Source organism: Aeromonas simiae, assembly GCF_000820125.1.
Classification (GTDB): Bacteria; Pseudomonadota; Gammaproteobacteria; order Enterobacterales; family Aeromonadaceae; genus Aeromonas; species Aeromonas simiae.
Window position 1 is genome coordinate 1 of the sequence record NZ_CDBY01000055.1, and the last position, 25,019, is coordinate 25,019.

General features: G+C 61.6%; 17 protein-coding genes and 1 pseudogene. 11 read left to right on the plus strand and 7 right to left on the minus strand.

Going from position 1 to position 25,019, the window contains the following annotated elements; all coding sequences use genetic code 11:
* Positions 1 to 354 (plus strand): annotated as a pseudogene (locus BN1134_RS10715) (methyl-accepting chemotaxis protein); the annotation flags it as partial.
* Between the two features lie 109 nt (positions 355 to 463).
* Here the strand turns inward: BN1134_RS10715 and BN1134_RS18895 are convergent.
* From BN1134_RS18895 to yiaY, 4 genes are all read right to left on the minus strand, one after another.
* Entirely contained in the window at positions 464 to 5,071 is a 4,608-nt protein-coding gene (locus BN1134_RS18895; RefSeq protein ID WP_198133169.1) for a beta strand repeat-containing protein, read from the minus strand.
* 967 nt (positions 5,072 to 6,038) lie between these two features.
* Positions 6,039 to 6,671 carry an NAD-dependent epimerase/dehydratase family protein gene (locus tag BN1134_RS10740; RefSeq protein ID WP_042047177.1) on the minus strand — a complete coding sequence of 211 codons (633 nt, stop codon included), beginning with the start codon at positions 6,669 to 6,671 and terminating at the stop codon, positions 6,039 to 6,041.
* 44 nt (positions 6,672 to 6,715) lie between these two features.
* On the minus strand, positions 6,716 to 7,054 hold the full coding sequence (locus BN1134_RS10745; RefSeq protein ID WP_042047178.1) for an outer membrane protein assembly factor BamE: 339 nt from the start codon (positions 7,052 to 7,054) through the stop codon (positions 6,716 to 6,718).
* A 121-nt stretch (positions 7,055 to 7,175) separates the two neighbouring features.
* On the minus strand, positions 7,176 to 8,327 hold the full coding sequence (gene yiaY / locus BN1134_RS10750) for an L-threonine dehydrogenase (RefSeq protein ID WP_042047179.1): 1,152 nt from the start codon (positions 8,325 to 8,327) through the stop codon (positions 7,176 to 7,178).
* A 385-nt stretch (positions 8,328 to 8,712) separates the two neighbouring features.
* Here yiaY and udp point away from each other — a divergent pair, with 385 nt between their 5' ends.
* Both udp and BN1134_RS10760 read left to right on the plus strand, forming a co-directional pair.
* A complete protein-coding gene (gene udp, locus BN1134_RS10755) occupies positions 8,713 to 9,468 on the plus strand; it encodes a uridine phosphorylase (protein ID WP_042047180.1) in 756 nt (251 codons plus the stop codon).
* A 679-nt stretch (positions 9,469 to 10,147) separates the two neighbouring features.
* On the plus strand, positions 10,148 to 10,612 hold the full coding sequence (locus BN1134_RS10760; protein WP_042047181.1) for a hypothetical protein: 465 nt from the start codon (positions 10,148 to 10,150) through the stop codon (positions 10,610 to 10,612).
* A 133-nt stretch (positions 10,613 to 10,745) separates the two neighbouring features.
* Here BN1134_RS10760 and BN1134_RS10765 read toward each other — a convergent pair whose 3' ends face one another.
* The 3 genes from BN1134_RS10765 to nadK all read right to left on the minus strand — a co-directional run bounded on the left by BN1134_RS10765 (position 10,746) and on the right by nadK (position 14,103).
* The gene (locus BN1134_RS10765; protein ID WP_042047182.1) at positions 10,746 to 11,186 is read right to left on the minus strand and encodes a universal stress protein; all 441 of its coding nucleotides are present in this window, start codon (positions 11,184 to 11,186) and stop codon (positions 10,746 to 10,748) included.
* A 200-nt stretch (positions 11,187 to 11,386) separates the two neighbouring features.
* Positions 11,387 to 13,057, minus strand: a complete 1,671-nt coding sequence (gene recN, locus BN1134_RS10770) for a DNA repair protein RecN (RefSeq protein WP_042047183.1) — start codon at positions 13,055 to 13,057, stop codon at positions 11,387 to 11,389.
* A 158-nt stretch (positions 13,058 to 13,215) separates the two neighbouring features.
* Positions 13,216 to 14,103, minus strand: a complete 888-nt coding sequence (nadK, locus tag BN1134_RS10775) for an NAD(+) kinase (RefSeq protein ID WP_042047184.1) — start codon at positions 14,101 to 14,103, stop codon at positions 13,216 to 13,218.
* A gap of 158 nt (positions 14,104 to 14,261) precedes the next feature.
* Here nadK and grpE point away from each other — a divergent pair, with 158 nt between their 5' ends.
* The 8 genes from grpE to BN1134_RS10815 all read left to right on the plus strand — a co-directional run bounded on the left by grpE (position 14,262) and on the right by BN1134_RS10815 (position 24,867).
* Entirely contained in the window at positions 14,262 to 14,834 is a 573-nt protein-coding gene (gene grpE / locus BN1134_RS10780; RefSeq protein WP_042047185.1) for a nucleotide exchange factor GrpE, read from the plus strand.
* A 244-nt stretch (positions 14,835 to 15,078) separates the two neighbouring features.
* On the plus strand, positions 15,079 to 17,004 hold the full coding sequence (gene dnaK / locus BN1134_RS10785; protein WP_042047186.1) for a molecular chaperone DnaK: 1,926 nt from the start codon (positions 15,079 to 15,081) through the stop codon (positions 17,002 to 17,004).
* 122 nt (positions 17,005 to 17,126) lie between these two features.
* A complete protein-coding gene (gene dnaJ, locus BN1134_RS10790) occupies positions 17,127 to 18,272 on the plus strand; it encodes a molecular chaperone DnaJ (RefSeq protein WP_042047187.1) in 1,146 nt (381 codons plus the stop codon).
* 232 nt (positions 18,273 to 18,504) lie between these two features.
* On the plus strand, positions 18,505 to 19,986 hold the full coding sequence (locus BN1134_RS10795) for a carbohydrate porin (RefSeq protein ID WP_042047188.1): 1,482 nt from the start codon (positions 18,505 to 18,507) through the stop codon (positions 19,984 to 19,986).
* 103 nt (positions 19,987 to 20,089) lie between these two features.
* Positions 20,090 to 21,010, plus strand: coding sequence for an aminoimidazole riboside kinase (locus BN1134_RS10800; protein WP_084214782.1), 921 nt, complete (start codon positions 20,090 to 20,092; stop codon positions 21,008 to 21,010).
* A gap of 43 nt (positions 21,011 to 21,053) precedes the next feature.
* Positions 21,054 to 22,418 carry a sucrose-specific PTS transporter subunit IIBC gene (locus BN1134_RS10805; protein WP_042047189.1) on the plus strand — a complete coding sequence of 455 codons (1,365 nt, stop codon included), beginning with the start codon at positions 21,054 to 21,056 and terminating at the stop codon, positions 22,416 to 22,418.
* Positions 22,418 to 23,824 carry a glycoside hydrolase family 32 protein gene (locus BN1134_RS10810; protein WP_042047190.1) on the plus strand — a complete coding sequence of 469 codons (1,407 nt, stop codon included), beginning with the start codon at positions 22,418 to 22,420 and terminating at the stop codon, positions 23,822 to 23,824. The genes BN1134_RS10805 and BN1134_RS10810 overlap by 1 nt, the downstream gene beginning before the upstream one ends.
* A 29-nt stretch (positions 23,825 to 23,853) precedes the next feature.
* Complete coding sequence (locus BN1134_RS10815; protein ID WP_042047192.1) at positions 23,854 to 24,867, plus strand: substrate-binding domain-containing protein; 1,014 nt, start codon at positions 23,854 to 23,856, stop codon at positions 24,865 to 24,867.
* The last annotated feature ends 152 nt before the right edge of the window (positions 24,868 to 25,019 follow it).

Below are 25,019 nucleotides of genomic sequence, written 5' to 3' on the forward strand. Positions count from 1 at the left end.
TTTTCGATGCTGATTGACATCTCTGAGCTGCGCCAGCGGGCCGATCAGGCCGGTGTCACTATGTCGCAGGGCCAAGGCATCATCAGAGAGACGGTGGCGAGTGCCCGCCAGGCAGGTCATGCCATTGGTGAAATCAACGGGGCGGTCAACTGCATCTCCGAGATGAGCACCCAGATTGCAACCGCCACTGAGCAGCAAAATGCCGTGACCGAAGAGCTGAACCGCAACATGGTCAACATCAGCAAAGCCTCGGAAGAGGTGGCGACCGGTGCAGATCAAATGGCTCAGGCTTGCAACGAGCTGACCCAACTATCCAGCCAGCTGCATGAGATGGTTCACCGTTTCCGAGTGTAATCATGCAGGCGAACAAGAGGGGCATCATGCCCCTCTGTCTTATATGTTCGAATTGTCATGCCCAAATAAAAGAGCCGCCTTCGGGCGGCTCTTTGCATAAGGCATTTGCTTATAACAGGCCTTTATAGATCAGGGTATTACTGTTCACCCCATTGAGGCTGGCCTGGAAGGTGCTGTCGGTTAGCAGGTTCACCAGAACGTAAGTGTTCCCTAGCCCCAGCGTGATCAGCGAGCCATTGTTGCGGATGCTGGCCGAGCTGGTGACATTCTGCTGGCTGCCATCCGAGTAGGTGGCCATCACGGTAAAGGTCAGTGTGCGGGCCAGGGTCAGCACATTGAGCGACTCGGTGGCGGACAGGGTCAGGCTCGAGAGCGTGGCTGCCGTGACGGACACCGCCGTGGTGGCGCTTTGCCCGCCCAAGCTGGCGCGGATGGTCGCGGAGCCCACGTTCACGCCACTGACGGTGCCATCAAGATCGACCGTGGCGACGCCCGTGTTGTTACTGCTCCAACTGGCCAGCGCCGATACATCCATCTGAGTCAGGTCGCTCAGGGTGGCGATAGCCTTGAGTTGCCCCTGGGTTCCCTTGGCCAGTGGAGCGATCGGCGTAATGCTGATGCCGGTGATCACCGCATTGGTGACGCTAAGGCCGATATTCTGGCTAACACCCCCCAACTGCCCGCTTACGGTGGCATTACCAACGCCAAGGGCAGTGACCTTACCGTTAGCGTCGACACCCAGCACGCCGGTGTCACTGCTGCCCCAGTTTACCTGATTGGTGACATCGACGACGTTGCCGTCGCTGTAGGTCGCCAGCGCTTGCAACTGGGTGCTCAGACCGAGAGCCAGCGTGCTGTCGGTGGCCTTGAGATCGATGCTGGCCACGGTCGCCGGTGTCACCGTGATGGCCAGATCCTGCGTCACACCGTTGAGCTGGGCATGAATGGTCGCCGAACCCGGATTGACGGCGGTGACCTGACCACTGGCATTCACGGTGGCGACGTTCGCGTCGGAACTGCTCCAGGAGACCTGGCTGCTGACATCCTGCACGCTGCCATCGGAGAGCGTGGCCTTGGCACTGAGCTGGGTTTTACTGCCTGCCGCCAGCGACGTGGAAGACGCCCCAATCTCGATGCTGCTGACGGTCGCTGCGGTGACCGTCACCTGCGCCGCATTACTGCTGACCCCTCCCTGAGTGGCAACGACGGTGGCACTGCCCGTTGCGACGGCGGTGAGCTGTCCGCTTCCCGATACGGTGGCGATGTTGCCCGGAGTCACTCCCCAGCTCACCTGAGCGGTGAGATTTTGGGTTGAGCCATCACTGAATGTCGCCATGGCGGTCAGTTGCTGACTGGTTCCCTTGGCAAGGGTGATGGTCGCAGGGATGACTTGCAGCTGATCCAGGGTGGCATTTGTCACCGTGAGGGCGAGCGGCGCACTCTCAACACCATTGATCTTGGCGCTGATGTTGCTGCTGCCCAGTGCCACGGCGGTTGCCTTCCCGCTCGTGTCGATGGTGACACGACTCGTGTCGCTGCTCAGCCAGGAGACCTGATTGCTCACATCTTGCGTGGTGCCATCACTTAAGGTCGCTTGTGCGCTGAACTGCACCGATGTCCCCTTCGCCAGGGTGCTAGCACCGCTGAGGCTGATGTGCACCGTGCTGACCACGGCATTGGTCACGGTGACGCTCGCTCCGTTACTGGTGACCCCTCCGAGGGTGGCGGTGACGGTCGCGTTGCCAGCCTTGAGGCCGGTCGCTTCACCGCTCAGATTGAGTGCCAGCACATCAAGGGCGCTGCTGATCCAGCTCGCCTTGCCACTCACATCCTGGGTGGTTCCATCGCTGAAGCTCGCCAGCGCCTGGAACTGCAGCTTGGTGCCTGCCGCCAGTGAAGGGGTGGGCGGGATCACCTGGATGCTGCTCACGACCGCATCGGTAACGGTGAGACTGGCACTTTGGCTGATGCCTTGCAGGTTGGCTCCGATGGTGACACTGCCCTTGGCGATGGCACTGACCATGCCCTGCGAGGTCACGGTAGCCACGGCAGGATCGCTACTGCTCCAGGACACCTGGCCGCTGACATCTTGCACACTGCCATCCGAGAGGGTCGCCAGTGCGCTCATCTTGGTCTGTGTTCCCATGGCCAGATTCAGCGTGGCCGGGATCACTTGCAGGCTCTGTACGGTAGCACTCGTCACCGTCAGTGTGACCGGGTTGCTGTCGATGCTGCCACTGTGGGCGGTGACGGTGGCATTACCTTGAGCCACCGAGTTTGCCTCGCCGGTCAGGCTAACCGCGATAACCCCAGGAGCGCTGCTGAGCCAGTTCACCTGATGGGTGACGTCTTGCGTTGAGCCGTCACTGAAGGTGGCGATGGCTTGCAGTTGCACCTTGGTGCCAAGGGCCAGGTTTGCGCTCGGAGGGATAGCTTGTAGCGATACCAGGGTGGCATCCGTGATAGTCAGTGCGGCCTGATTGCTGGTGACGCCGCCGAGGCTGGCCGTCACATTGGCACTGCCCTTGGCCAGTGCAGTCGCCTCACCACTTGTCGAGATGGTCAGCAGTGTGGGAGCACTGGTCAGCCAGCTGGCTTGGCCGCTGACATCCTGCGTGGAGCCATCGCTAAAGGTGGCGACCGCTTGCAGTTGTAGCTTGGTTCCCTTGGCAAGGGTTGCGGTGGGCGGAATGACCTGGATAGCGGCGACCACAGCGTCACTCACCGAGAGGGTGGCGGTCTGGGTGACCCCTTGCAGGAAGGCGCTGATGGTGACGTCCCCCTTGGTCTGGGCCGTGACCAGCCCTTGGCTGGAGACGCTCGCCACCGAGGGATCACTGCTGCTCCAGGAGACCTGGCCGCTCACGTCCTGGACGCTGCCGTCGGAGAAGGCCGCCGTGGCGGTCAGTTTGGCCTGGGTTCCCATGGCAAGATTCAAGGTGGGGGGGCTTATCTGGATGGTGGAGAGGGCGGCATCCGTGACGGTGATGGCGACGGGGGCGCTGCTGACACCCGCTATGTGGGCTGAGACATGGGCACTGCCGACATCGACGGCACTGACCTCCCCTTGAAGGCTGACAACCAGTACCGAGGGATTGTCGCTCAGCCAGGCTACTTGGCTGGACATCTCCTGAGTGGTGCCGTCACTGAAGGTGGCGATGGCTTGCAGTTGTAACTTGGTGCCGAGTGCCAGCGTGGCCGAGGGCGGGATGACATGCAGGCTGGCTACGGTGGCATCGGTGATGGTGACGCTGGCACTATGGGTTACACCTTGCAAGGTCGCGCTGAGCGTGGCGCTGCCCTTGGCAATCGCAGTGGCCAGCCCGGATGCGTCTATGGTGACGATGGCTGCATTACTGGTGCTCCAAGCCGCCTGGTTGGTGATGTCCACGGTACTGCCATCGGAAAGGGTTGCGATGGCGGTGAAGTGGACCTGAGTCCCCAAGGCCAGAGAGGTGGTCGCGGGTATCACCTGGATAGACTGCACGCTTGCATTACTCACAGTGACGTGGCTGAGGTTACTCAGCAGACCCTGCCAGCTTGCACTCACCGTCACATTTCCCGGTTTTACCGCCGTTGCCAGCCCGTCAAGATCGATGGTGAGCAGGCTGATGTCGTCGCTGTCCCAATCGACCAACGAGGTCACATCCTGCGTGGAACCATCGCTGAAGGTGGCTTGGGCAGTAAAGGGAAGTTTGAGCCCAGGAGCCAGCGTGGCATTGGACGGCTGAATTTGCAGCGTCGTCGGCACGGCATTACTGACCTCAATGGCGACTTCATGACTGATGCCCTGTATGGCGGCCCGAATAAGCGCATTGCCTCGTGCGACGGCCGTTGCGACGCCTTGGGCATTGATGGTGAGCACCTGCTCGTCACTGCTGCTCCAGTTGACCTGGGTCGTGACATCTTGAGTGGTGTTGTCCGAGAGGGTCGCAATCGCCTTAAAGCTGGTACGGGTTCCGATCGCCAGCGTGGCGCTGGTCGGGATGATGTGTAGTTTGGCAACGGTGGCATTGCTGATGGTGAGTGAGGTGCTTGCCTTCACGCCTTTTAGCGCCGCATTGATGGTGGCTTTGCCGGCGGCGATCCCTTTGACTGTGCCGCTGGTATCGACCGTGGCCACCGTGCTGTCACTGCTGCTCCAGCTGGCTTGAGTGCTGATATCGACAGTGCTGTTGTCCTCCAAAATGGCCACTGCCTTCATCTTGACGGAGGTACCCTTGGCCAGCGTTGCGGTAGAGGAAAGGATCTGGATACGTGATATTCCAAGCTCGGACACGGTGATCGTTGCCTCACCCTTCTTGCCCTGGGCCGCTGCGGTTATTGTGGCCTGTCCAATGGCGAGCCCTGTGGCTAATCCCTTCTTCGCATCCACCGATAAAATATCTGGCTTGTTGCTGCTCCAGCTGGATTGGCCTGTTATCTCCTGCGTAGTGCCATCACTCATGGTTGCTATCGCTTTCAGTTGCAGGGTTAATCCTTTGGCCAACCGCTCGGCAGGAGGGATCACTTGAACTTTACTGACGACGGCGTCAGTGATGGTCAGGGTGGAGGTGTTACTCGTCAGGCCTTGGTAGGTGGCCGTAATCGTGACGACCCCCTTTAGCATGGCTTTGATGACGCCTTGCTTGTCTATATTGGCCAGCTTGCCGTTAGAGATATGCCAACTGACTTGAGTGCTGACATCTTCCTGGGTGTCATCGCTGTAGATAGCCACGGCCTTGTACTGGGCCTGGAGGCCAAGAGGCAGGTTTGGGTTTGTTTGATCCCGACGAGCGTCGGTACTGCTGGAACTAGAGATTTGCACCTTGGTCAGGGTACGAGTGCTGGGAGGTGTGCCGCCATTGCTATCATCACCCCCTCCACCGCCACCACAGGCTGATAGAAGGGTAGCCATCAGAATAGATGCGAGAAAATAAAGCATCCTGCTCATAGGTATTCTCCTTTGCATGAAAAGATATTTTCTGATGTAAATGAGGCTATCCTGGGCTAACAGGATTGTTTTGGTAAAGGCATAACAGTGCCTCCTCGTGAGAGACTAGAACTCAATCTTTGAAGGGGGGGTTATCCCGAGCCAAAATATTTGGCGAACAAGTTATCATTGCCCATTAATATTTTATTGAATCGGGGGGCTTTTTATTAATAGTTCTATTCCTAAACAGCTGCCACCACACCTCATATAATTTTTTGTTCTATACCGACGTCTAATATAAGACTCGAAAGCTTCCTAGACAGCAAGTGTGGGATGTTTTTATTATTTTTTGCACTCTGGTGGCGTAGATTTAGTGATAGCGGTGCTATTGGAAGGGCGTAGTGGGCGCTTTTTCTGTGTGGATATTTCGCTTTGTTCTATAGGTGTAAGGATAAAATCACCACTTTTTTATTATTGGTGATATTTTTTTGATTAATTCTCTGAGTATGATAGCCATGGCTTCACGCATTGATGGCACTTCAGGTCGGTTGGAAATAGATGCTGTTTCAGTATTTCTATGGAGATTAACCCTTTCAAATGTACCTACTATCAGCGAATTGAACTATATGCCGTTACCTTGCTCGCAAGTGATGGTACTACCCAGGGATAATGTTGACTAACTCGCCCTCTTTTCATTGTATGGAGCTCAGTTATTGTTTGAGCTCCATGTATTCATGAGCGTGGTATCGGATAAAGGGGGTCAAGCCGTTGGCTAGAGTACAAGCAAGCGCTCGTTCTCAACGATGTCGTTACCGACTCCGACAGCCAATTGCACCATGGCGTGGGCCACTTGCGTTGCCTCAATCGCACGCCAACGGGTGAGCGGGCCACGCAACAGGGGAGCCAACAGCGGGTAGAGACGCTGAGTGATCTGCTCTGAGCGCCTCGGAGGTTGGCGTTGACCCAGCAGCATGGCGGGGCGGACGATGGCGAGTCGCTCCCATGTCTGTGCCAGAAGCGCTTGCTCCATCTCCCCTTTCGTGCGGGGGTAGAGAAAGAGCGAGTGTGGGTTGGCTCCCAGGCTGGAGATCACCACCAGGCGTCGACAGCCATGGCGGCGCGCCAGTTCGGCAAAACTCAGCACATAGTCGAGATCGACTCGGCGAAAGGCCTCGGCCGAGCCGGCCTCACGCCGGGTGGTGCCCAGCGCACAGAAGGCGGTATCGATAGGAACGGGCAGATTCAGGTCGGTCAGGTGGGCAAAATCGGTCACCAACCAGTGGTGGCCATTTCGGGCGGTGCCGGCGCGGCGGCAGGGAAGCCAGAGATCATTATTAGGCGCCAGCTGCTGCACCAAGACGCGGCCCACCAAGCCGGTGGCACCGCCAATCAGGATGTGTGACATGGTGTCATGTCTCCATGAAAAAACCGGCCTGTGGCCGGTTCTTGTCAGAGCGGGGTGTTGAAGGCGGCGGGCAGAGGAAAGTCGCCGCTGACGGTAGCCAGGCGATCGCCGACAAACTTCATGGTCAGCTCCTTGCGCTCCTTGTCGCCTCGACCCGGCTGGAACTCATAGAGGTAGTACCAGGTATCGGGGTCAAAGGCATCTTGCAGCATGGGCGAGCCCATCACGTAGGCGACCTGCTCGCGGGTCATTCCCTGGCGCAGCTTGTCCACCTGCTTTTGTTCCACATAGTTGCCCTGGGGAATATCGATGCGATAGACCAGGCCGCAACCAGAAAGGGTGAGCGCGGTCAGGGCCGCGGCAATCAAGGGTTTCATCCGCATAACGAGTTCAGATCATCCATACCGTCATTTTCAGCTCGGCACATCATACCGGCAGCCATGCCGGAAGTAAAAAGCGAGCTGCATACGAAACGGGGCGACCCTGTCGCCCCGTACCTCGTTGTTACATGGCCGCCTGGAAGATGGCACGGATTTCGGCATGGTTGGCCTGCACCGGGTTGGTCAGCCCGCAGGCATCCTTGAGGGCATTCTCCGTCAGTCGGTCGAAGTCATCGACCTTGACGCCCAGCTGCTCTAGACCGGCCGGGATCTGCACGTCACGGGACAGGGTCTGGATAGCCGCGATGGCCGCAGCTGCCCCTTGGGCGTCATCCATGGCGCTGACATCAACCCCCATGAAACTGGCCACCTCCTTGAGACGAGCGGCACAAACCCGGGCGTTGAAGCTCTGCACATAGGGCAACAGCACGGCGTTGCACACCCCGTGTGGCAGGTCATAGAAGCCGCCAAGCTGGTGCGCCATGGCATGCACATAACCCAGGCCCGCGCTGTTGAAGGCCATACCGGCGAGGAATTGGGCATAGGCCATCTGCTCGCGTGCCTCGATATTGTCCCCCTGCTGTACGGCGGTGCGCAGGTGCTTGGCGATCAGCTGGATCGCCATGATGGCGCTGGCATCGGTGATCGGGGTGGCAGCGCTGGAGACGTAGGCCTCGATGGCGTGGGTGAGGGCATCCATGCCGGTGGCAGCGGTCAGGCCAGCCGGCTTGGCCAGCATCAGCTCGGGGTCGTTGACCGACATCAGCGGGGTAACGTGCTTGTCGACGATGGCCATTTTCACGTGACGGGATTCGTCGGTGATGATGCAAAAACGGGTCATCTCGGAGGCGGTGCCGGCCGTGGTGTTGATGGCGATGAGCGGCAGCTGCGGCTTGGCAGAGCGATCCACCCCTTCGTAATCCTTGATGCTGCCCCCGTTGGCCGCCAGCAGGGCGATCCCCTTGGCGCAGTCGTGGGGTGAGCCGCCACCGAGGGAGATGACACAATCACACGCCTCTTGCTGGAGGCGGGCCAGACCGGCGTTGACGTTATCAACGGTCGGGTTGGGCTTGGTCTCGTCGAAGACGATGGCGGTGACGCCGCGCTCGGCCAGCAGAGTGGTGACCTTGGCCACGACCCCGAGGCGGTTGAGGATGTGATCGGTCACGATCAGCGCTTTGTGGTGGCCACGGCGGGCGATCTCGTCGGCGGCGTCAGACAGGCAGCCGGCGCCCATCAGGTTGATGGTGGGGATGTAGAAGGTGAATGCACTCATGAGATGACTCCCGATTCGTGGTGTATGGATGGCTCCATGCCACTCTGTCGGGTCGTGTCCGCGAGGAAACGGTGAGGTGTATCTCGGCGCTATTTTCTGGCTCTGACCGACGTGGAAAGCGTCCTGCTCCCCCGACCTTGGGGCCGGGTGAGTGCCCGGTAGCATACCGCAAATATCGAAAAACGTTTATCAATAAATTCATCGACTTGTAAAACGTTTCGCCTCATTTCACCCCCATTTTCGAGAGGGAAAATGTGAGAAAACTCATGGAAATCGAGGAGGCGATCGCCCATAGTTGGCGCTCCCCGCACTCAGGGGAACGCAACTTGAAAATACTTTAAATCAGTTGGTGCCCGCTCAGCCGGGAGCGACTCAGGAGTTCGTTATGTCTGATGTATTTCACTTGGGCTTGAAGAAAGCGGATCTGCAAGGTGCCACCCTGGCCATCGTTCCGGGCGACCCCGAGCGCGTGAAGCGCATCGCCGAACTGATGGACAACCCTGTTCTGCTGGCCAGCCATCGTGAGTTCACCACCTGGCGCGGTGAGATGGATGGCAAGGCGGTGATCGTCTGCTCCACCGGTATCGGTGGCCCCTCCACCTCGATCGCCGTGGAAGAGCTGGCTCAGCTGGGTATCCGCACTTTCCTGCGCATCGGCACCACCGGCGCCATCCAGCCGCACCTGAATGTGGGCGATGTGATCGTGACCACCGGCTCGGTGCGCCTCGATGGGGCCAGCCTGCACTTTGCGCCGATGGAGTTCCCCGCCGTGGCCGATTTCGAGTGCACCACGGCGCTGGTTAACACTGCCAAGGAGCTGGGCTCCACGCTGCACGTGGGGGTGACCGCCTCTTCTGACACCTTCTACCCGGGGCAGGAGCGTTATGACACTTTTTCCGGTCGCGTGGTGCAGCGCTTCCAAGGCTCCATGAAGGAGTGGCAGTCCATGGGCGTGCTGAACTTCGAGATGGAGTCTGCCACCCTGCTGACCATGTGTGCCAGCCAGGGGTTGCGTGCCGGCATGGTGGCCGGTGTCATCGTCAACCGTACCCAACAAGAGATCCCGAACGCCGAAACCATGGCGAAGACCGAATCTGATGCCATCAAGATAGTGCTGGGCGCCGCCCGCAAGCTGATCTGATAGCACCACCACGAGTGGGGGGTGGGGGCCGTTGCGAAAGCGCGGCCCCTATCTTTATCTGCACGTCGGCGCGACAAGCGGTGAGCAGGTTGCCAATGGGATCTGAATTGGGCTTGCGTTTTCCATACGATACATGGTGCGTCCATGGTGCTCCCCGTCGGTTGCGATCCCGGCCATGATGCCCCCATTGCCCGTATCACGCCGATGAGGTTGCGCCGCCTCAGGTAGCTGGGCGCAGGTGGTGGCGTCGGGGGCCCATCGCTCCTTTGGCCCAAGTCTGGGCTAGGTGTCGATGTGAGGATCACCCAATGCGGGTTTGATATATCCCACTTGGGCTAGGCTCGGATGGGGAGGGAGATCGAATGCGTTCGTCTCGTCATCACCCGGCAGCCGAGCTGTGGCGCCGGGCTGCTCGATATCTTCATGATCTGCTACAAGGCTCCAAAGTGGGGGCGTTGCACCGCTACACGATCCCAGCGCCATCACTGGGTGGCTACAACTTACTCTGAGTGGTGGGGCTGAATTGTTGGGTCAGCATCAAGGCGCGAGTACACTGTCGGCATGACGGTGCTGGATTGCCATAGATTGGGTAGATTGGCCCCAATGCCACCGTACTGTTAGAGCGGCAGTCTGGCCTTAAGCTGCTGGAGCGACTGCAGGTTTTTGACAAGGAGTGACGATGCAGGGAGTACGTGTGTGGTTGTTGGCTGCGCTGGCTCTGGGGGGCTGTTCATCCCCGTTTGAGCGCATGTGGCAGGGCATGGCGCAGTGCGAGTTTGACGATCTCTATCTCGATCCGGCGAGTGCCACCCCGGCCAGCCCGCTGCTGGCAAACTACCGGCCGTGGAAAGTGGAGGAGGGGCTGGCTTGGTACCGGGTTAACGAGCATTTCCACGATATACCTGTGAGTGGTTTCGTCGTTCCAGCCTCCACTTTCGATGTGCATCTGCTCTTTATTCCCCTGCCACTTGATGAGGCCAGGCGCGAGTTTGCGCACTACTTTGGCTCTGACTTTTCCGATGTGCGACCTTATCGCGAAGGGCGGGCGCCGCTACTGACCCGCAATCGCGACGATCTTGATACCAGTGTGCTCGATTGCACGCGTGAGGAGATCGATGATGACGCTGTTGCCAGGGGAGAGTAAGGGTAAAGCGTGAGAGGGGCTTGCCCCTATAGATCGTCACGGCCCGTTATGACAACGGGCCGAGCTTGGCCAAAGTGTGGCCTGCGAAGAGCAGTGCCGCCCCCGCTCATGATGCGTCATCGAGGGGCTGGTGCTAGCCCACCGCCTGGAGATTGGCGCTGTATGATTCGTGGCAGATCTGGATATCAATCGGCAGCTTATAGATGAGCAAACGGGCCAAAGAGCCCCCCATCCAGTGATGCCGGCTGCCCAGTAACAGCAGATCGGCCGGGTTGGCTGCGATCCACCCCCTCAGCTCACGTACCACGTTGTCGACGACCAAGCACTCATAACGCACCGGATGAGGCAGGGTTGCTATCAACTCACTGATCAAGGCCTTGGCCTCTAACATCGCCTGGGCGCTGCGTTCGGCATCGGGCAGTTCAATCCGATCGCGACGCACTTTGCTGCTGTGCGTGAGGTGCAGCAATACCAGTTCGGCATCAAGTTTGGTCGCTAGGTGGCTGGCTCGGGTCAGGGTCTCTTGCTCGTACTCCTTCCCTTCCAGCAACAAAATGATTCTGGATGTGGCCATCGTTTCCTCCTTCACCTGCATGAGAGCCAGCAGTTCAATCTACCTGCTGCTCGTATAGCCCTCACGATGGGTAATGCAGCATCAACATGGTTGCACTGCAACTTTACATCACTATAACATCCCATCATGAATGAGAGATGAAGAGGAAATCTTTATTTTTTAATAAGTTGTGATGAGACGCCTTGCATGATGTCGTGGTTTCAACCGGCTAACAACTCGCGGGCATTGGCCAGAGTGTTATCGGTGATGTGATCGCCACCGAGCAGGCGCGCCAGCTCATGCAGACGATCCCCCTGAGCAAGAGGTTGCATGTGGGTCTCTGTGGTATGGCCATCGGTGTGCTTACTCACCACCATGTGCTGGTGCCCGTTGCCAGCCACCTGGGGCAGGTGAGTCACGACCAGCACCTGGGTCGATTCGCCGAGCTGGCGCAAGAGGCGCCCCACCACGGCGGCGGTGGGACCGCTGATCCCCACGTCCACCTCGTCGAAGATCAGGGTGGGGGTGGCCATCTGACGGGCGCTGATCACCACCAGTGCCAGGCTGATGCGAGAGAGCTCACCGCCGGAGGCGACCTTACCGAGCGGTTGCAGTGGTTGACCCGGGTTGGTGGTGACCTGGAATTCGACTCTATCGATACCGAGCGGTGAGAGGTGCTGGCCGCGATCGGCGACCACGTCGATCGCGAACTGCCCCTGTGGCATGGCCAGCTCACGCATGCTCTCGCTGACCCGGCTGGCCAGGGCCTCGGCGTGGCGGCGCCGGCTCTGGCTGAGTGCCTCGGCGGCGGTCAGGAAGGCATCGCGAGCTTGGCTCAGTTCGCTCTCCATCCCCTCAAGGCGCGCCTCGTCCGAGCCGATGCGGGCCAGCTCTTCGGTCAGCGACTGATGATGTAGTGCCAGCTCGGCTGGTTTGACATGGTGCTTGCGGGCCAGCGAGATGGCCCGTGACAGGCGGTTTTCCAGCTCGGTGAAACGTTCGGGGTCGAGCTCCAGGCTATCGAGATAGCCGCGCAGCTCCCCATGGCTCTCCTCGACCCGGATCTGCGCCTCATTGAGCATCTCCAGCACGGTGGCCAGGCGGCTATCCATGCCGGCCAGCGCCTCTGCCTTGTCGATGGCCAGTTGCAGCAGGCCGGCGATGGTGGTGTCGTCGTTCTCATAGAGCAGATCGATGCAACTGCCACACTCTTGCAGCAGCTCGGTGCCGTTGGCCAGTCGCTGGTGCTCCTCCTCAATCTCTTCGAACTCACCCGGTTGTAGGGCAAACTCGTCGAGCTCCTGCACCTGATACTCGATCAGTTGCCGACGTGATTCCCGTTCGAGCTGCTCGGCGCGCAGGCGGGCCAGCTCGTTTTGCAGCTGGCGCCACTGTTGGTAGTGTTCGCGAACTTCCGAAAGCAGCAGGGTATGGCCGGCAAAGGCGTCGAGCAGGGCTAATTGGTAATCTGCGCGCAGCAGCAACTGATGGGCATGCTGGCCATGTACGTTGACCAGCAGCTGGCCCAGGTTTTTCAGTTGGGCCAGCGGCACCGGCACACCGTTGATATAGCTGCGCGAGCGCCCCTCGGCCGAGACGACCCTACGCACGATGCACTCCTCGCTTTCATCCCCTTCGAGCTCGTTGGCGGTCAGCCAGCCCCGGGCGGCCGGGTTACCGGCGAGCAGAAAACGGGCGCTGACCTCGGTCTTGTCGCAGCCTGGGCGCACCATGGCCGCTTCGGCCCGCTCACCCAGGCACAGGCCCAGTGCGTCGATGGCGATGGATTTACCCGCACCGGTCTCACCGGTGATGCAAGTCATCCCGGCTTGCAGGTCGAGTTCGAGGAATTTAACGATGGCGAAGTTGGTGACGGTGAGCTGTGCCAGCATGGTCGCATCCTGTATGGGCCAACATTACTGTGTATGCATCCAGTATATACTGGTTTTACATACAGTAAAGTGCCGACAGGTTCTCCACTGGTCATTTAGGGGACGGTTTATCCCCTCGTGGCGGCTCACGCCAGCGAGGGGATGCGCTCTCGCTGCACTTAGAAAAGCTTGCTACCCCAGCCGAGCTTGTTGCGCAGCACGTGAAAGTAGCTGTAATCGAGCGGATGCACCAGCTTGAGCCTGTGTTGGCTCTTTTTGATGATGATCTCATCCCCGGGATGCACCGCCAGGGTGATCTGGCCGTCGCAGCTCACCAGCATGGCGTCATCCTGATTGTCGGGGGAGACCAGCAGGCGCACCTCGCTGTCGGCGTCGAGCACGATGGGGCGACTGCTCAGGGTGTGCGGAAACATCGGCACCAGCGTGATGGCATTGAGTTTGGGGGTGAGGATGGCGCCGCCGGCCGACAGCGAGTAGGCGGTGGAGCCCGTCGGGGTGGCGATGATGAGGCCATCGGAGCGTTGGCTGTACATGAAGCTGCCGTCGATGTAGACCTCAAACTCGATCATGTGGGCGATTTTACCCGGATGGAGTACCGCCTCGTTGACGGCCAGGTTGCTCGCCTTGCGCTCGCCGTGGCGATAGACAGAGGCTTCCAGCAAGAAGCGTTGCTCGCTCTTGAAATGGCCCGAGAGCACCTGCTCAAGCGGCACCAAATAATCCTGCGGTGAGAGATCGGTGAGAAAGCCGAGGTTGCCCCGGTTCACCCCGATCACCGCCACGTCGAAGCGTGAAAGCACGCGGGCGGCGCCCAGCATGTTGCCGTCACCGCCGACCACGATGGCCAGATCCGAGCGTTCACCAAGCTGTACCAGATCGACGATCTGCTGCTCTTCAATGACACCGAGTGCCTGGGCCACTCGGGTTTCGACCAGCACGTTGAAACCGCGCTGGGTCAGGTAGTCATGCAGCCCCTGCAGCGTCTGGTTGGCCCCCTCATGATGAGGCTTGCCGATGAGTCCTATGGTCTTGAATGGAGAATCCATGGTGTGTTTTGCATGTCGCCTGTGATGGGGCCGAGTATACCGCGTTTGTCACGCTTTACTGCTGCAATCGTGGCAAAGGGGGCCTTAGTACTTGAAAGGCAGGGCTTCGTCCCCATAATACCCCCACATAAAGAAGTCACCTTGTTATTGGAGATGTCATGAACCACGAAGAGCAGAAGGTTGAGCAGATGGAAGGGCTGGAAGATCACGTCGAACAGCCCGATGTGGACAGCGAGCTGACTCAGGAGCAGGCACGCATTGCCGAGCTGGAAGCCCAGCTCGAAGCTGCCACCGCTGCCGCAGCCGACGAGCGTGATCGTGCCGTTCGCGCTGTCGCCGAGATGGAGAACCTGCGTCGCCGTGCCGCTCAGGATGTCGAGAAGGCCCACAAGTTTGCGTTGGAGAAGTTTGCCAGCGAGCTGCTGCCGGTACTCGATAACCTGGAACGTGCCATCGAGCTGGCCGACAAGGAGAACGACGCTCTCAAACCAATGATCGAAGGGGTCGAGTTGACCCTGAAGTCGATGGTGAGCTCGGTGGCCAAGTTCGGCCTGACCCCCATCGATCCGGCCGGCCAGCCGTTTGATCCCAATGCCCATCAGGCCATGAGCATGGTGCCGAACGCCGAGGTAGCCCCCAATACCGTCATCGCCGTGATGCAGAAGGGTTACGATCTGAACGGTCGTGTCATTCGTCCGGCCATGGTCATGGTGGCCAAGTCGGTTGACTGAGTGCCCCCGCCGGTTCAGCCCGCCCTTTCGGCGGGCTTTTTGCTGATTTTTTTCGACCTTACCCTTGAAGGGGGCAAGTGGGCCCCCATATAGGAAACAAGCCTGCGGCAGGGGCGTTCGGGGCAGCCGGAAAATTTAACACCGGGCTCTTGAAAGCCCATCGGGATAACCCCACCTAGCCGTTAACGTTCAGAAAGGGAGGCGACGCCTCCCCACCAGTTGAAAGCATTTGGAGATTCGTCAAATGGGTAAAATCATCGGTATTGACCTGGGTACTACCAACTCCTGCGTGGCCATCCTCGATGGTGACCACGCTCGCGTGATCGAGAACGCCGAGGGTGACCGTACTACTCCGTCCATCATTGCCTATGCCGATGATGGCGAAATCCTGGTCGGCCAGCCTGCCAAGCGTCAGGCCGTTACCAACCCGAAAAACACCCTGTTCGCCATCAAGCGTCTGATTGGCCGTCGTTTTGAAGACGACGAGGTGCAGCGTGACCTGAAGATCATGCCGTATGCCATCGCCAAGGCCGACAACGGCGACGCCTGGGTTGAAGTCAAGGGCAAGAAGATGGCTCCGCCGCAGATCTCTGCCGAAGTGCTCAAAAAGATGAAGAAGACCGCCGAAGACTACCTCGGTGAGCCGGTGACCGAAGCCGTTATCACCGTGCCGGCCTACTTCAACGACGCCCAGCGTCAGGCCACCAAGGATGCCGGTCGTATCGCCGGTCTGGAAGTCAAGCGCATCATCAACGAGCCGACTGCGGCCGCGTTTGCCTATGGCGTGAACAAGGTCAAGGGTGAGCGCAAGGTTGCCGTTTATGACCTGGGTGGCGGTACTTTCGATATCTCCATCATCGAGATCGACGAAGTAGAAGGCGAGACCACCTTCGAGGTGCTGGCCACCAACGGTAACACCCACCTGGGTGGTGAAGACTTCGACAACCGCGTCATTAACTACTTGGTAGACGAGTTCAAGCGTGAGCAGGGCATTGACCTTCGCAACGACCAGCTGGCGCTGCAGCGTCTGAAGGACGCCGCCGAGAAGGCCAAGATCGAGCTCTCCTCTGCCCAGCAGACCGACGTTAACCTGCCGTACATCACTGCCGACGCCACCGGTCCGAAGCACATGAACATCAAGGTCACCCGCGCCAAGCTGGAAGCCCTGGTTGAAGACATGGTGAAAGACTCTCTGGAGCCGGTTCGTGTTGCCCTGAAAGACTCCGGTCTGGCGGTTGGCGAGATCGACGACGTGATCCTGGTGGGGGGTCAGACCCGTATGCCGCTGGTTCAAAAGACCGTGGCCGAGTTCTTTGGCAAAGAGCCGCGTAAAGACGTCAACCCGGACGAAGCCGTGGCCATGGGTGCTGCCATCCAGGGTGCCGTACTGTCCGGCGACAAGACCGACGTGCTGCTGCTCGACGTGACCCCGCTCTCGCTGGGTATCGAAACCATGGGTAGCGTGATGACCGCGCTCATCGAGAAGAACACCACCATCCCGACCAAGAAGTCCCAGGTGTTCTCCACTGCCGAAGACAACCAGTCTGCCGTGACCATTCACGTGCTGCAGGGTGAGCGCAAGCGTGCCAGCGACAACAAGTCCCTGGGCCAGTTCAACCTGGAGGGTATCCGTCCGGCACCGCGCGGTCTGCCGCAGATCGAAGTGACCTTCGACATCGATGCCAACGGTATCCTGCACGTCTCTGCGAAAGACAAAGAGACCAACAAAGAGCAGAAGATCACCATCCAGGCCTCCTCTGGTCTGTCCGATGACGAGATCGAGCGCATGGTCCGCGAAGCCGAAGCCAATGCGGCCGAGGACAAGAAGTTTGAAGAGCTGGTACAGGCTCGCAACCAGGCTGATGGTCTGGTCCACTCGGTACGCAAGCAGGTAGCCGAAGCCGGTGACGCCCTGCCAAGCGATGACAAGACCAAGATCGAAGCCGCGCTGAGCGAGCTGGAAGTTGCCCTCAAGGGTGACGACAAGGCCGCCATCGAAGCCAAGCAGCAGGCCCTGCTGGAAGTCTCCCAGAAGCTGATGGAGATCGCCCAGCAGCAAGCCCAGGCTCAAGGTGCCGAGGCCGGTGCCGGCCAGCAGCAATCCTCCGCCAAGGCGGACGACGACGTGGTCGATGCCGAGTTCGAAGAAGTGAAGGACGACAAGAAGTAATTGTCCCGGGCGGGCCGGCAACGGCCCGCAGGGTGCGCCCATGAGTGCACAGTCCATGAATTCACGGGCGTTGGGTGACCAACGCCCGTCTGCATAACTGCTGATATAGCAACAGGATAAGTATGTCGAAGCGCGATTTCTACGAAGTGCTTGGTGTGGCCAAGGGCGCCGATGAGCGCGAGATCAAGAAGGCCTACAAGCGCCTGGCCATGAAGTACCACCCGGATCGCAACCAGGGTGACGCGGACGCCGAGGAGAAGTTCAAGGAGGTCAAAGAGGCCTACGAGGTGCTGACCGACGCCGAGAAGCGGGCCCGCTATGACCAGTTCGGCCATGCCGGCGTTGATCCCAACATGGGCGGCGGTCAGGGTGGCTTTGGCGGCGGTGCCGACTTTGGCGACATCTTCGGTGACGTGTTCGGCGACATCTTCGGCGGTGGCCGGGGTGGCCGGGGTGGCCGACGCGGCCCGGCCCGCGGTGCCGATCTGCGTTACAACATGGAGCTCTCTTTGGAAGAGGCCGTGCGCGGCGTCTCCAAGGAGATCAAGATCCCGACCCACGTCCACTGCGAGCAGTGCAACGGCACCGGTGCCAAGAGCAGCAGCGACGTGAAGACCTGCCCCACCTGCCACGGCTCCGGCCAGGTGCAGATGCGCCAGGGCTTCTTCGCGGTGCAGCAGCCCTGCCCCCACTGCCACGGGCGCGGCAAGATCATCTCCATCCCGTGTGGCAAGTGCCACGGCGAGGGGCGCTACCAGCGTACCAAGACCCTGTCGGTCAAGATCCCGGCCGGGGTCGACACCGGCGATCGCATTCGCCTCTCCGGCGAGGGGGAAGCGGGTGAGACCGGCGCCCCGAACGGCGATCTCTACGTCCAGGTGCACGTGCGCGATCACGAGATCTTCGTGCGTGACGGTAACAACCTCTACTGCGAAGTGCCGATCAGCTTCACCGCTGCGGCACTGGGTGGCGAGATCGAGGTGCCGACCCTGGATGGCCGGGTCAAGCTCAAGGTGACGCCCGAGACCCAGACCGGCAAGATGTTCCGCATGCGGGGCAAGGGAGTGAAATCGGTGCGCTCCGGCCAGGTGGGCGATCTGATGTGCAAGGTGGTGGTCGAGACCCCGGTCAACCTCACCGAGCAGCAAAAAGAGCTGCTGCGTCAGCTCGACGAGTCGTTCAGCGGCGCCGCTGCCAAGACCCACAAGCCTAAGTCAGAGGGCTTCTTCGAAGGGGTGAAACGCTTCTTCGATGACCTCACCAGCTGATCCCATCAGCCCCGAAAAGAGCCGGCCCCAGTGCCGGCTCTCTTTTTTTCAGCCCTGTTGAGTACTCGCTTAGCAGGGATCGCGATCACAAGTTCCCACTTCCCTTACTGGCCGAATGTTGAGCGGATCACAGATCGGCTAAAACGGTTCAGCTCCCCTATTGCTGGTACAAAACCGGTTTAGCTACTCTTGCCTCGCCTGATAACAATGACACGCAGATGAGGATGGTGACATGCAAAAAAGCAAGGTGATGCTGGCGGTGACGCTGGGCTTGATGAGCGGCGCCCTGTGGGCGGCAGACGGCGGCATTGAAGCGCGTCTGGCGGCGCTGGAGGCGCGGGTGCAGGCCGCCGAGGCACGTGCGGCCGCGGCAGAGGTGCGGGCCGATAAGGCCGAGAGCAAGGCGAGTGAAGCCCGTGAGACCGCCGTGGTGGCCAAGGCCCAGAGCGAGAAGGTGGACAAGCAGACTGCCGGCGCCCAGGGCTTTGAGTTCCACGGCTATGCCCGCTCGGGCCTCTTGGTCAATGGCAACGGCAATGGCGGGCGCGGCGGCCCCTACGTGACGCCGGCGGGCTCGGTGGGCGGGGCAGTGGGGCGCCTTGGCAACGAGGATGACACCTACATGGAGGCCAACTTGCTGAAAACCCAGACCTTCGAGGATGGCAGCTGGGCCCGCTACAAGCTGATGCTGGCCGACGGGGTAGAGACCAGCAACGACTGGACCGCCAGCGATTCTAGCCTCAACACCCGCCAGGTGTTTGCCGAAATCGGCGATTTGGCGAGCTTTAGCGGCCCGCTCCAGCACTCAGTGCTGTGGGCCGGTAAGCGCTTTGATCGGGACAACTTCGACATCCACTGGCTCGACTCGGACGTGGTGTTCCTTGCCGGCACCGGCGGCGGCGTCTACGACGTGCAGCTGGCCGACAACTGGAAGGCCAACTTCTCCCTCTACGGGCGCGACTACGGCGACATCAGCGCCAGCGATCTCTCCGACATCGAGAGCTACATCCTCACCATGAACAACCGCATTGGTCACTGGCAGTGGATGATCAACGGCTTGTCGGCCAAGGACAACGAGGCGCGCATCAACGACAGCGGCAAGGGGAGCGCGGCCGCCGACAAGGGGGTACACACCCTGCTGGCCTATCACGCCGACAGCTTCTTCGGGATGCGCCCCGGCATGAGCAAGGCGGCCCTGCTCTACGGCCACGGCCTCGGTGCCCAGGTCAAGGGGCTGGGCTCGGAGAGCGAGCTGCTGCCGGATGCCGATGCGGTGCGCCTGGCCCTGTTTGGTACCACGGATCTCGGCAGCCACTGGCGTCTCGCCCCGGCCGTGTTGGCCGAGCAGAGCCAAGATCGCTACGTGAAGGGGGACGAATACCGCTGGGCCACGCTCAACGGCCGGGTCGAGCAGATCCTGAGCCAGAATGTGGAGCTGGTCTACGAGGCCACCTGGCAGTACATGGATCTCGATCCCAAGGGCTATCAGGGTCGCCAGGCGGTTAAGGGGGACTTCACCAAGCTCACCTTCGCGCCCACCTTCAAGGCGCGCACCGCCGGCTTCTTCGAGCGCCCCGAGCTGCGAGTGTTTGCCAGCTGGATGAACTGGTCGTCCGAGCTGGATGACTACGCCGGCAGCGACGCCTTCGGCCAGAGTGACTTCAACGCCGGTGGCGAATGGAACTTCGGCGTGCAGATGGAAACCTGGTTCTGATTTGTTAGACCGATCACAGAAATGGTGGCGGGATCCGCTGGTTAGCTAAAACGGTTTAGCTGATAATGCGCCCCATCAAAGAGGCATCGACGTGGAGGTTGTGATGCAGCGAGTCTGGGTTCTGGGTGATGCGGTGGTCGATCTGCTGCCGGAAGGGGAGGGGCGCTACCTGCGCTGTCCGGGCGGGGCGCCGGCCAATGTGGCCGTCGGGGTGGCCCGCCTCGGCGGGGACGCGGCCTTCATCGGCCGGGTCGGTGCCGATCCGTTTGGCCGCTTCCTGGCCACGACCCTGGTGCAGGAAGGGGTCGACGTGAGTCGCCTGATGTTGGACTCGGATGGCCGCACCTCCACCGTGCTGGTCGATCTCGACGAGCAGGGGGAGCGCAGCTTCACCTTCATGGTGCGCCCGAGCGCCGACCAGCGGCTCACGGCGGCGGATCTGCCGACCTTCGGGCCGGGGCAGTGGCTGCTTACCTGCTCCATCGCCCTTGCCAATGAGCCGGTGCGCAGCGCCACCTGGCAGGCGATGGCAGCCATACGCGCCGCTGGTGGCCGGGTCTGCTTCGATCCCAACCTGCGCCCCGAGGTGTGGGGCGAGCCGGGCGAGATGCACCCTCAGGTGGCGCGCGCCGTGCGCGAGGCCGATGTGGTCAAGCTCTCAGGGGAGGAGCTGGCCTGGCTCAGCGGGGAAACCGAGCTCGAGGCGGGGCTCGCCGCCTTGCAGGGGCCGGCCCTGGTGCTCATCACCCTCGGCAAAGAGGGGGTGGTGGCGCGTCTTGGGCAAGAGCGGCTGCACTGGCGCGGCCCTGTGGTGACGCCGGTCGACACCACGGGCGCAGGGGATGCCTTCGTGGCCGGCCTGCTGGCTGCCCTGGCCGAGCGCACCACGCTGCCCGGCCCGGACGAGCTGCCCGCCATCCTGGCTCAGGCCCACGGCTGCGGCGCGCTTGCCACCACCGCCAAGGGGGCGATGACCGCCCTGCCGGATCGGGCGGCGCTGGCCACTTTTCTGGGAAGCAGATAAAACAGTTCACAAGGGCCCGCCGCGGGCGGGCCGGGAGAGACATATGGATATAAATGCAATCGCCTCGGATCTGATCCCCCTGCTCGGGGGAAGAGAGAACATCGTCAGCGCCGCCCACTGCGCCACCCGGCTGCGGCTGGTGCTGGCCGATGACGGCAAGGTCGACAAGGCCGCCATCGACAAGCTGGAAGGGGTCAAGGGGTGCTTTAGCAACGCCGGCCAAATTCAGGTGATCTTCGGCACCGGTCTGGTCAACAAGGTCTACGCCGAGTTCGTGGCCCTGACCGGTACCGGCACCGCCAGCAAGGCGGAGCTGACCGACATGGCCAGCGCCAAGCTCAACGTGGCCCAGCGCCTGGCGCGGACCCTCTCCAACATCTTCGTGCCCATCATCCCGGCCATCGTTGCCTCCGGCCTGCTGATGGGGCTGCTCGGCATGGTGCGCACCTATGGCTGGGTCAACCCGGACAGCGCCCTGTTCGTCATGCTCGACATGTTCAGCTCGGCGGCCTTCATCATACTGCCGATCCTCATCGGCTTTACGGCGGCGCGGGAATTTGGCGGCAACCCCTACCTCGGGGCGACCCTGGGCGGCATTCTCACCCACCCGGCCCTGACCAACGCCTGGGGCGTGGCGGGCGGCTTCAAGACCATGGACTTCTTCGGGCTGGACGTGGCGATGATCGGCTACCAAGGCACCGTCTTCCCAGTGCTCTTGGCGGTCTGGTTCATGTCGCACCTGGAGAAGCAGCTGAGAAAGCGCATCCCCGATGCGCTCGATCTCATCGTGACCCCCTTTCTCACCGTCATCATCACCGGCTTCGTGGCGCTGCTCTTCATCGGCCCGGCCGGCCGGGTGCTGGGGGATGGCATCTCCTTTGGCCTGAGCGCCCTCTATGAGCAGGCGGGCTGGCTGGCGGGACTGGTGTTTGGCGGCACTTATTCGCTCATCGTCATCACCGGCATCCATCACAGCTTCCACGCCATCGAGGCGGGGCTGCTCACCAATGCGCAGATCGGGGTCAACTTCCTGCTGCCGATCTGGGCCATGGCCAACGTGGCGCAGGGGGGGGCTTGTCTGGCGGTCTACTTCAAGACCCGTGACGTGAAGATCAAGGCGATCACCGTGCCGGCGGCCATGTCCTGCCTGCTCGGCATCACAGAGGCGGCCATCTTCGGGGTCAACCTGCGCTTCATCAAGCCCTTCCTGGCCGGCCTGCTCGGCGGGGCCTGCGGCGGCGCCTACGTGGTGGCGGCCAAGGTGGGGATGACGGCGGTGGGGCTGACCGGCATTCCCGGCATGGCCATCGTTCAGCCGCTGAGCCTCATCCACTACGTCATCGGCATGGTGATCGCCTTTGGTGCCGCCTTCGCCGCCTCCTACCTGCTCAAGTACAAGGTGGAATGATGCAAGAAGTCGACTTGCTCAAACAGACGGTTCGCGCCTTGTTGGCCGGACAGCTCGAGGCGGCGGCCGATCCCCATCGGCCCCGCTGGCACCTGGCAGCCCCGGTGGGGCTGCTCAATGATCCCAACGGCTTCATCGAGCACGGCGGGCGCTACCACCTCTTCTACCAGTGGAACCCGCTCGGCTGCGAACACAGCAACAAGGGGTGGGGCCACGTCAGCTCGACCGATCTATTGCACTGGCGCCACGAGCTGCCGGCCCTGCTGCCGGTCGAGCCCTACGAGCAGAGCGGCTGCTACTCGGGCTCGGCGGTGAGCGACGAGCAGGGGCGCCTGACCCTCATCTATACCGGCAACGTCAAATACCCGGACGGCAGCCGCACCGCCTTCCAGTGCCTGGCCCGCGATGACGGTCGGGGCGGCTTCGACAAGCTGGGGCCCGTGCTCGATGTGCCGTCAGGGTACAGCGGCCACGTGCGCGACCCCAAGGTGTGGCACGACGGCCAGCAGTGGCTGATGGTGCTGGGGGCCCGTACCCTGGACGATCGCGGCGAGGTGCTGCTCTATCGCGGCGCCTCACTGCATGAGTGGCAGTTGGTGGGCCCCATCGCCGGCAGCGGACGCGGCGGGCTGGGGGCGTTTGGCTACATGTGGGAGTGCCCGGATCTGTTTGCGCTGGGCGCTCGCCACGTGCTCATCAGTTGCCCGCAGGGGGTGGCCCCACAAGGGGAGGATTATCGCAACCTCTATCAATGCGGCTGGCTGGCCGGCGATTTCGACGGCGAGCGCTTCGCCCACGGGGCTTTCCATGAGCTGGACCGAGGTTTCGAGTTCTATGCGCCGCAGACCACCATAGACCGCCAGGGGCGGCGTCTTTTGTTTGGCTGGCTGGGGCTGCCCGAAGAGAACGAGATGAGCCAGCCCACCATCGCCCATGGCTGGCTGCATCAGATGAGCTGCCCGCGCGAGCTCTACTGGCAGGAGGCGTGGTTGTGCCAGCGTCCGGTGGCGGAGCTGGCGGCCCTCAAGGGGGAGGAGAGCCACTATCAGGGGGCCGTGACCGGGGCCCCGGTGCTGGCGCTCGGATCGGCCTGGCTCGATCTGGCGCCGAGCGGGCGCGGGGTGCTCGCCATCGGTGAGGGGCTGCGCCTGCACTGGCAGCCGGGTGAGGTGGCGCTCGAGCGGCGCAACTGGGGCTCGGGGGAGTGGCAGTGGCGCCGCGCCCCCTGGCTGGGCGGCGTCTTGCGCGTGCTGCTCGATAGCTCCAGCATCGAGTGCTTCGTCGACGAGGGGCGCGCCGTGCTCTCGGCCCGCCACTTCCCGGCAGGAGAGCCTCTGGCGGGCTGGCAGGGGGAGGGGGAAATTGCCGTTTGGCACTGGCCGCTGCGCACGAGCCTAGTACAATAGCGCGGTCATCCCACAAGCCGGAACGCCAGGTGGAGAAGAAAAAACGCATCACCATCGCCCGGATTGCCGAGCTGGCGGGGGTCTCGAAGGCCACCGCCAGCTTGGTGCTCAACGGGCGCAGCGCCGAATACCGTATCGCCGACGAGACCCGGCGCCGCATCCAGGCGGTGGCCGATTCGTGCCACTACCAGCCGAGCATCCACGCCCGCGCCCTGCGCGAAAGCCGCAGCTACACCTGGGGGCTGGTCATTCCCGATCTCACCAACTTCGGTTTTGCCAGCATCGCCAGGGTGCTCGAGGCGCGCTGCCGCGAGGCGGGGATCCAGCTGCTCATCGCCTGCTCGGAGGATGATCCCCTGATCGAGCAGCAGGTGGTGGATTCGCTCATCAGCCGTCAGGTGGATGGCCTCATCGTCGCCTCGAGCGGCCACAGCGACGAGATCTATCGCCGCATCCATGCCCAGCTGCCGGTGTTGCAGCTCGATCGCCACATCGGCGAGTCGCGCCTGCCCATGGTGATCTCGGATGCCTGCAAGGCCACCGCCGAGCTGGTGCAGGCGATGGCGAGCGAGCATGGCAACCGCATCTACTACTTCGGCGGATTGCTCGATCTCTCCCCGAGTCGGCACCGGTTGGCGGGCTACGAGCTGGGGCTGCACCGGGCCGGGCTGGCCGCCGAGCCGGCGCGCATCCGCCATCGCGACTACCAGCCCCACTCCGGCTATCAGCTGATGGCCGAGCTGGTGGAGGAGCTCGGCGGTCTGCCCGAGGCGCTGTTCACCGCGTCGTTCACCCTGCTAGAGGGGGTGCTGCGCTACCTCAATCAGCACGGCCTGATGGATGCGCCACTGCGCCTGTGTACCTTCGACGATCACGATCTGCTCGACTGCATCCCGATGCGCATCGATTCGGTGGCGCAAGATTGCCCGGCGCTGGCAGAAGGGGCCTTCACCCTGATGCAAGAGCTGGTGCGCGGCTGCTCCCCCGAGCGCACCGCCCTGGTGTTGCCGCCCCGCATCCGCTGGCGCAGCCGCCGCCTATGACACCGGCACCTCATCTGGGGCGGGGTCGCCCTTGGCTGGCCCCCTCATCGCCGCTGCTGCCCATGCCGAGGTGCTGATCCACGTCGAGCCGGCCGGGGTACACGGTGGGCGAGGGGGCAGACAAGCGCGCAGGGCGGCCAGTGGCCGCCCTT

Bases quoted from the DNA above. Each gene is read 5' to 3' on its own strand.
- BN1134_RS10740 (WP_042047177.1), bottom strand. From the start codon at position 6,671: ATGTCACACATCCTGATTGGCGGTGCCACCGGCTTGGTGGGCCGCGTC.
- BN1134_RS10745 (WP_042047178.1), bottom strand. From the start codon at position 7,054: ATGCGGATGAAACCCTTGATTGCCGCGGCCCTGACCGCGCTCACCCTT.
- yiaY (WP_042047179.1), bottom strand. From the start codon at position 8,327: ATGAGTGCATTCACCTTCTACATCCCCACCATCAACCTGATGGGCGCC.
- udp (WP_042047180.1), top strand. From the start codon at position 8,713: ATGTCTGATGTATTTCACTTGGGCTTGAAGAAAGCGGATCTGCAAGGT.
- BN1134_RS10760 (WP_042047181.1), top strand. From the start codon at position 10,148: ATGCAGGGAGTACGTGTGTGGTTGTTGGCTGCGCTGGCTCTGGGGGGC.
- BN1134_RS10765 (WP_042047182.1), bottom strand. From the start codon at position 11,186: ATGGCCACATCCAGAATCATTTTGTTGCTGGAAGGGAAGGAGTACGAG.
- recN (WP_042047183.1), bottom strand. From the start codon at position 13,057: ATGCTGGCACAGCTCACCGTCACCAACTTCGCCATCGTTAAATTCCTC.
- nadK (WP_042047184.1), bottom strand. From the start codon at position 14,103: ATGGATTCTCCATTCAAGACCATAGGACTCATCGGCAAGCCTCATCAT.
- grpE (WP_042047185.1), top strand. From the start codon at position 14,262: ATGAACCACGAAGAGCAGAAGGTTGAGCAGATGGAAGGGCTGGAAGAT.
- dnaK (WP_042047186.1), top strand. From the start codon at position 15,079: ATGGGTAAAATCATCGGTATTGACCTGGGTACTACCAACTCCTGCGTG.
- dnaJ (WP_042047187.1), top strand. From the start codon at position 17,127: ATGTCGAAGCGCGATTTCTACGAAGTGCTTGGTGTGGCCAAGGGCGCC.
- BN1134_RS10795 (WP_042047188.1), top strand. From the start codon at position 18,505: ATGCAAAAAAGCAAGGTGATGCTGGCGGTGACGCTGGGCTTGATGAGC.
- BN1134_RS10800 (WP_084214782.1), top strand. From the start codon at position 20,090: ATGCAGCGAGTCTGGGTTCTGGGTGATGCGGTGGTCGATCTGCTGCCG.
- BN1134_RS10805 (WP_042047189.1), top strand. From the start codon at position 21,054: ATGGATATAAATGCAATCGCCTCGGATCTGATCCCCCTGCTCGGGGGA.
- BN1134_RS10810 (WP_042047190.1), top strand. From the start codon at position 22,418: ATGCAAGAAGTCGACTTGCTCAAACAGACGGTTCGCGCCTTGTTGGCC.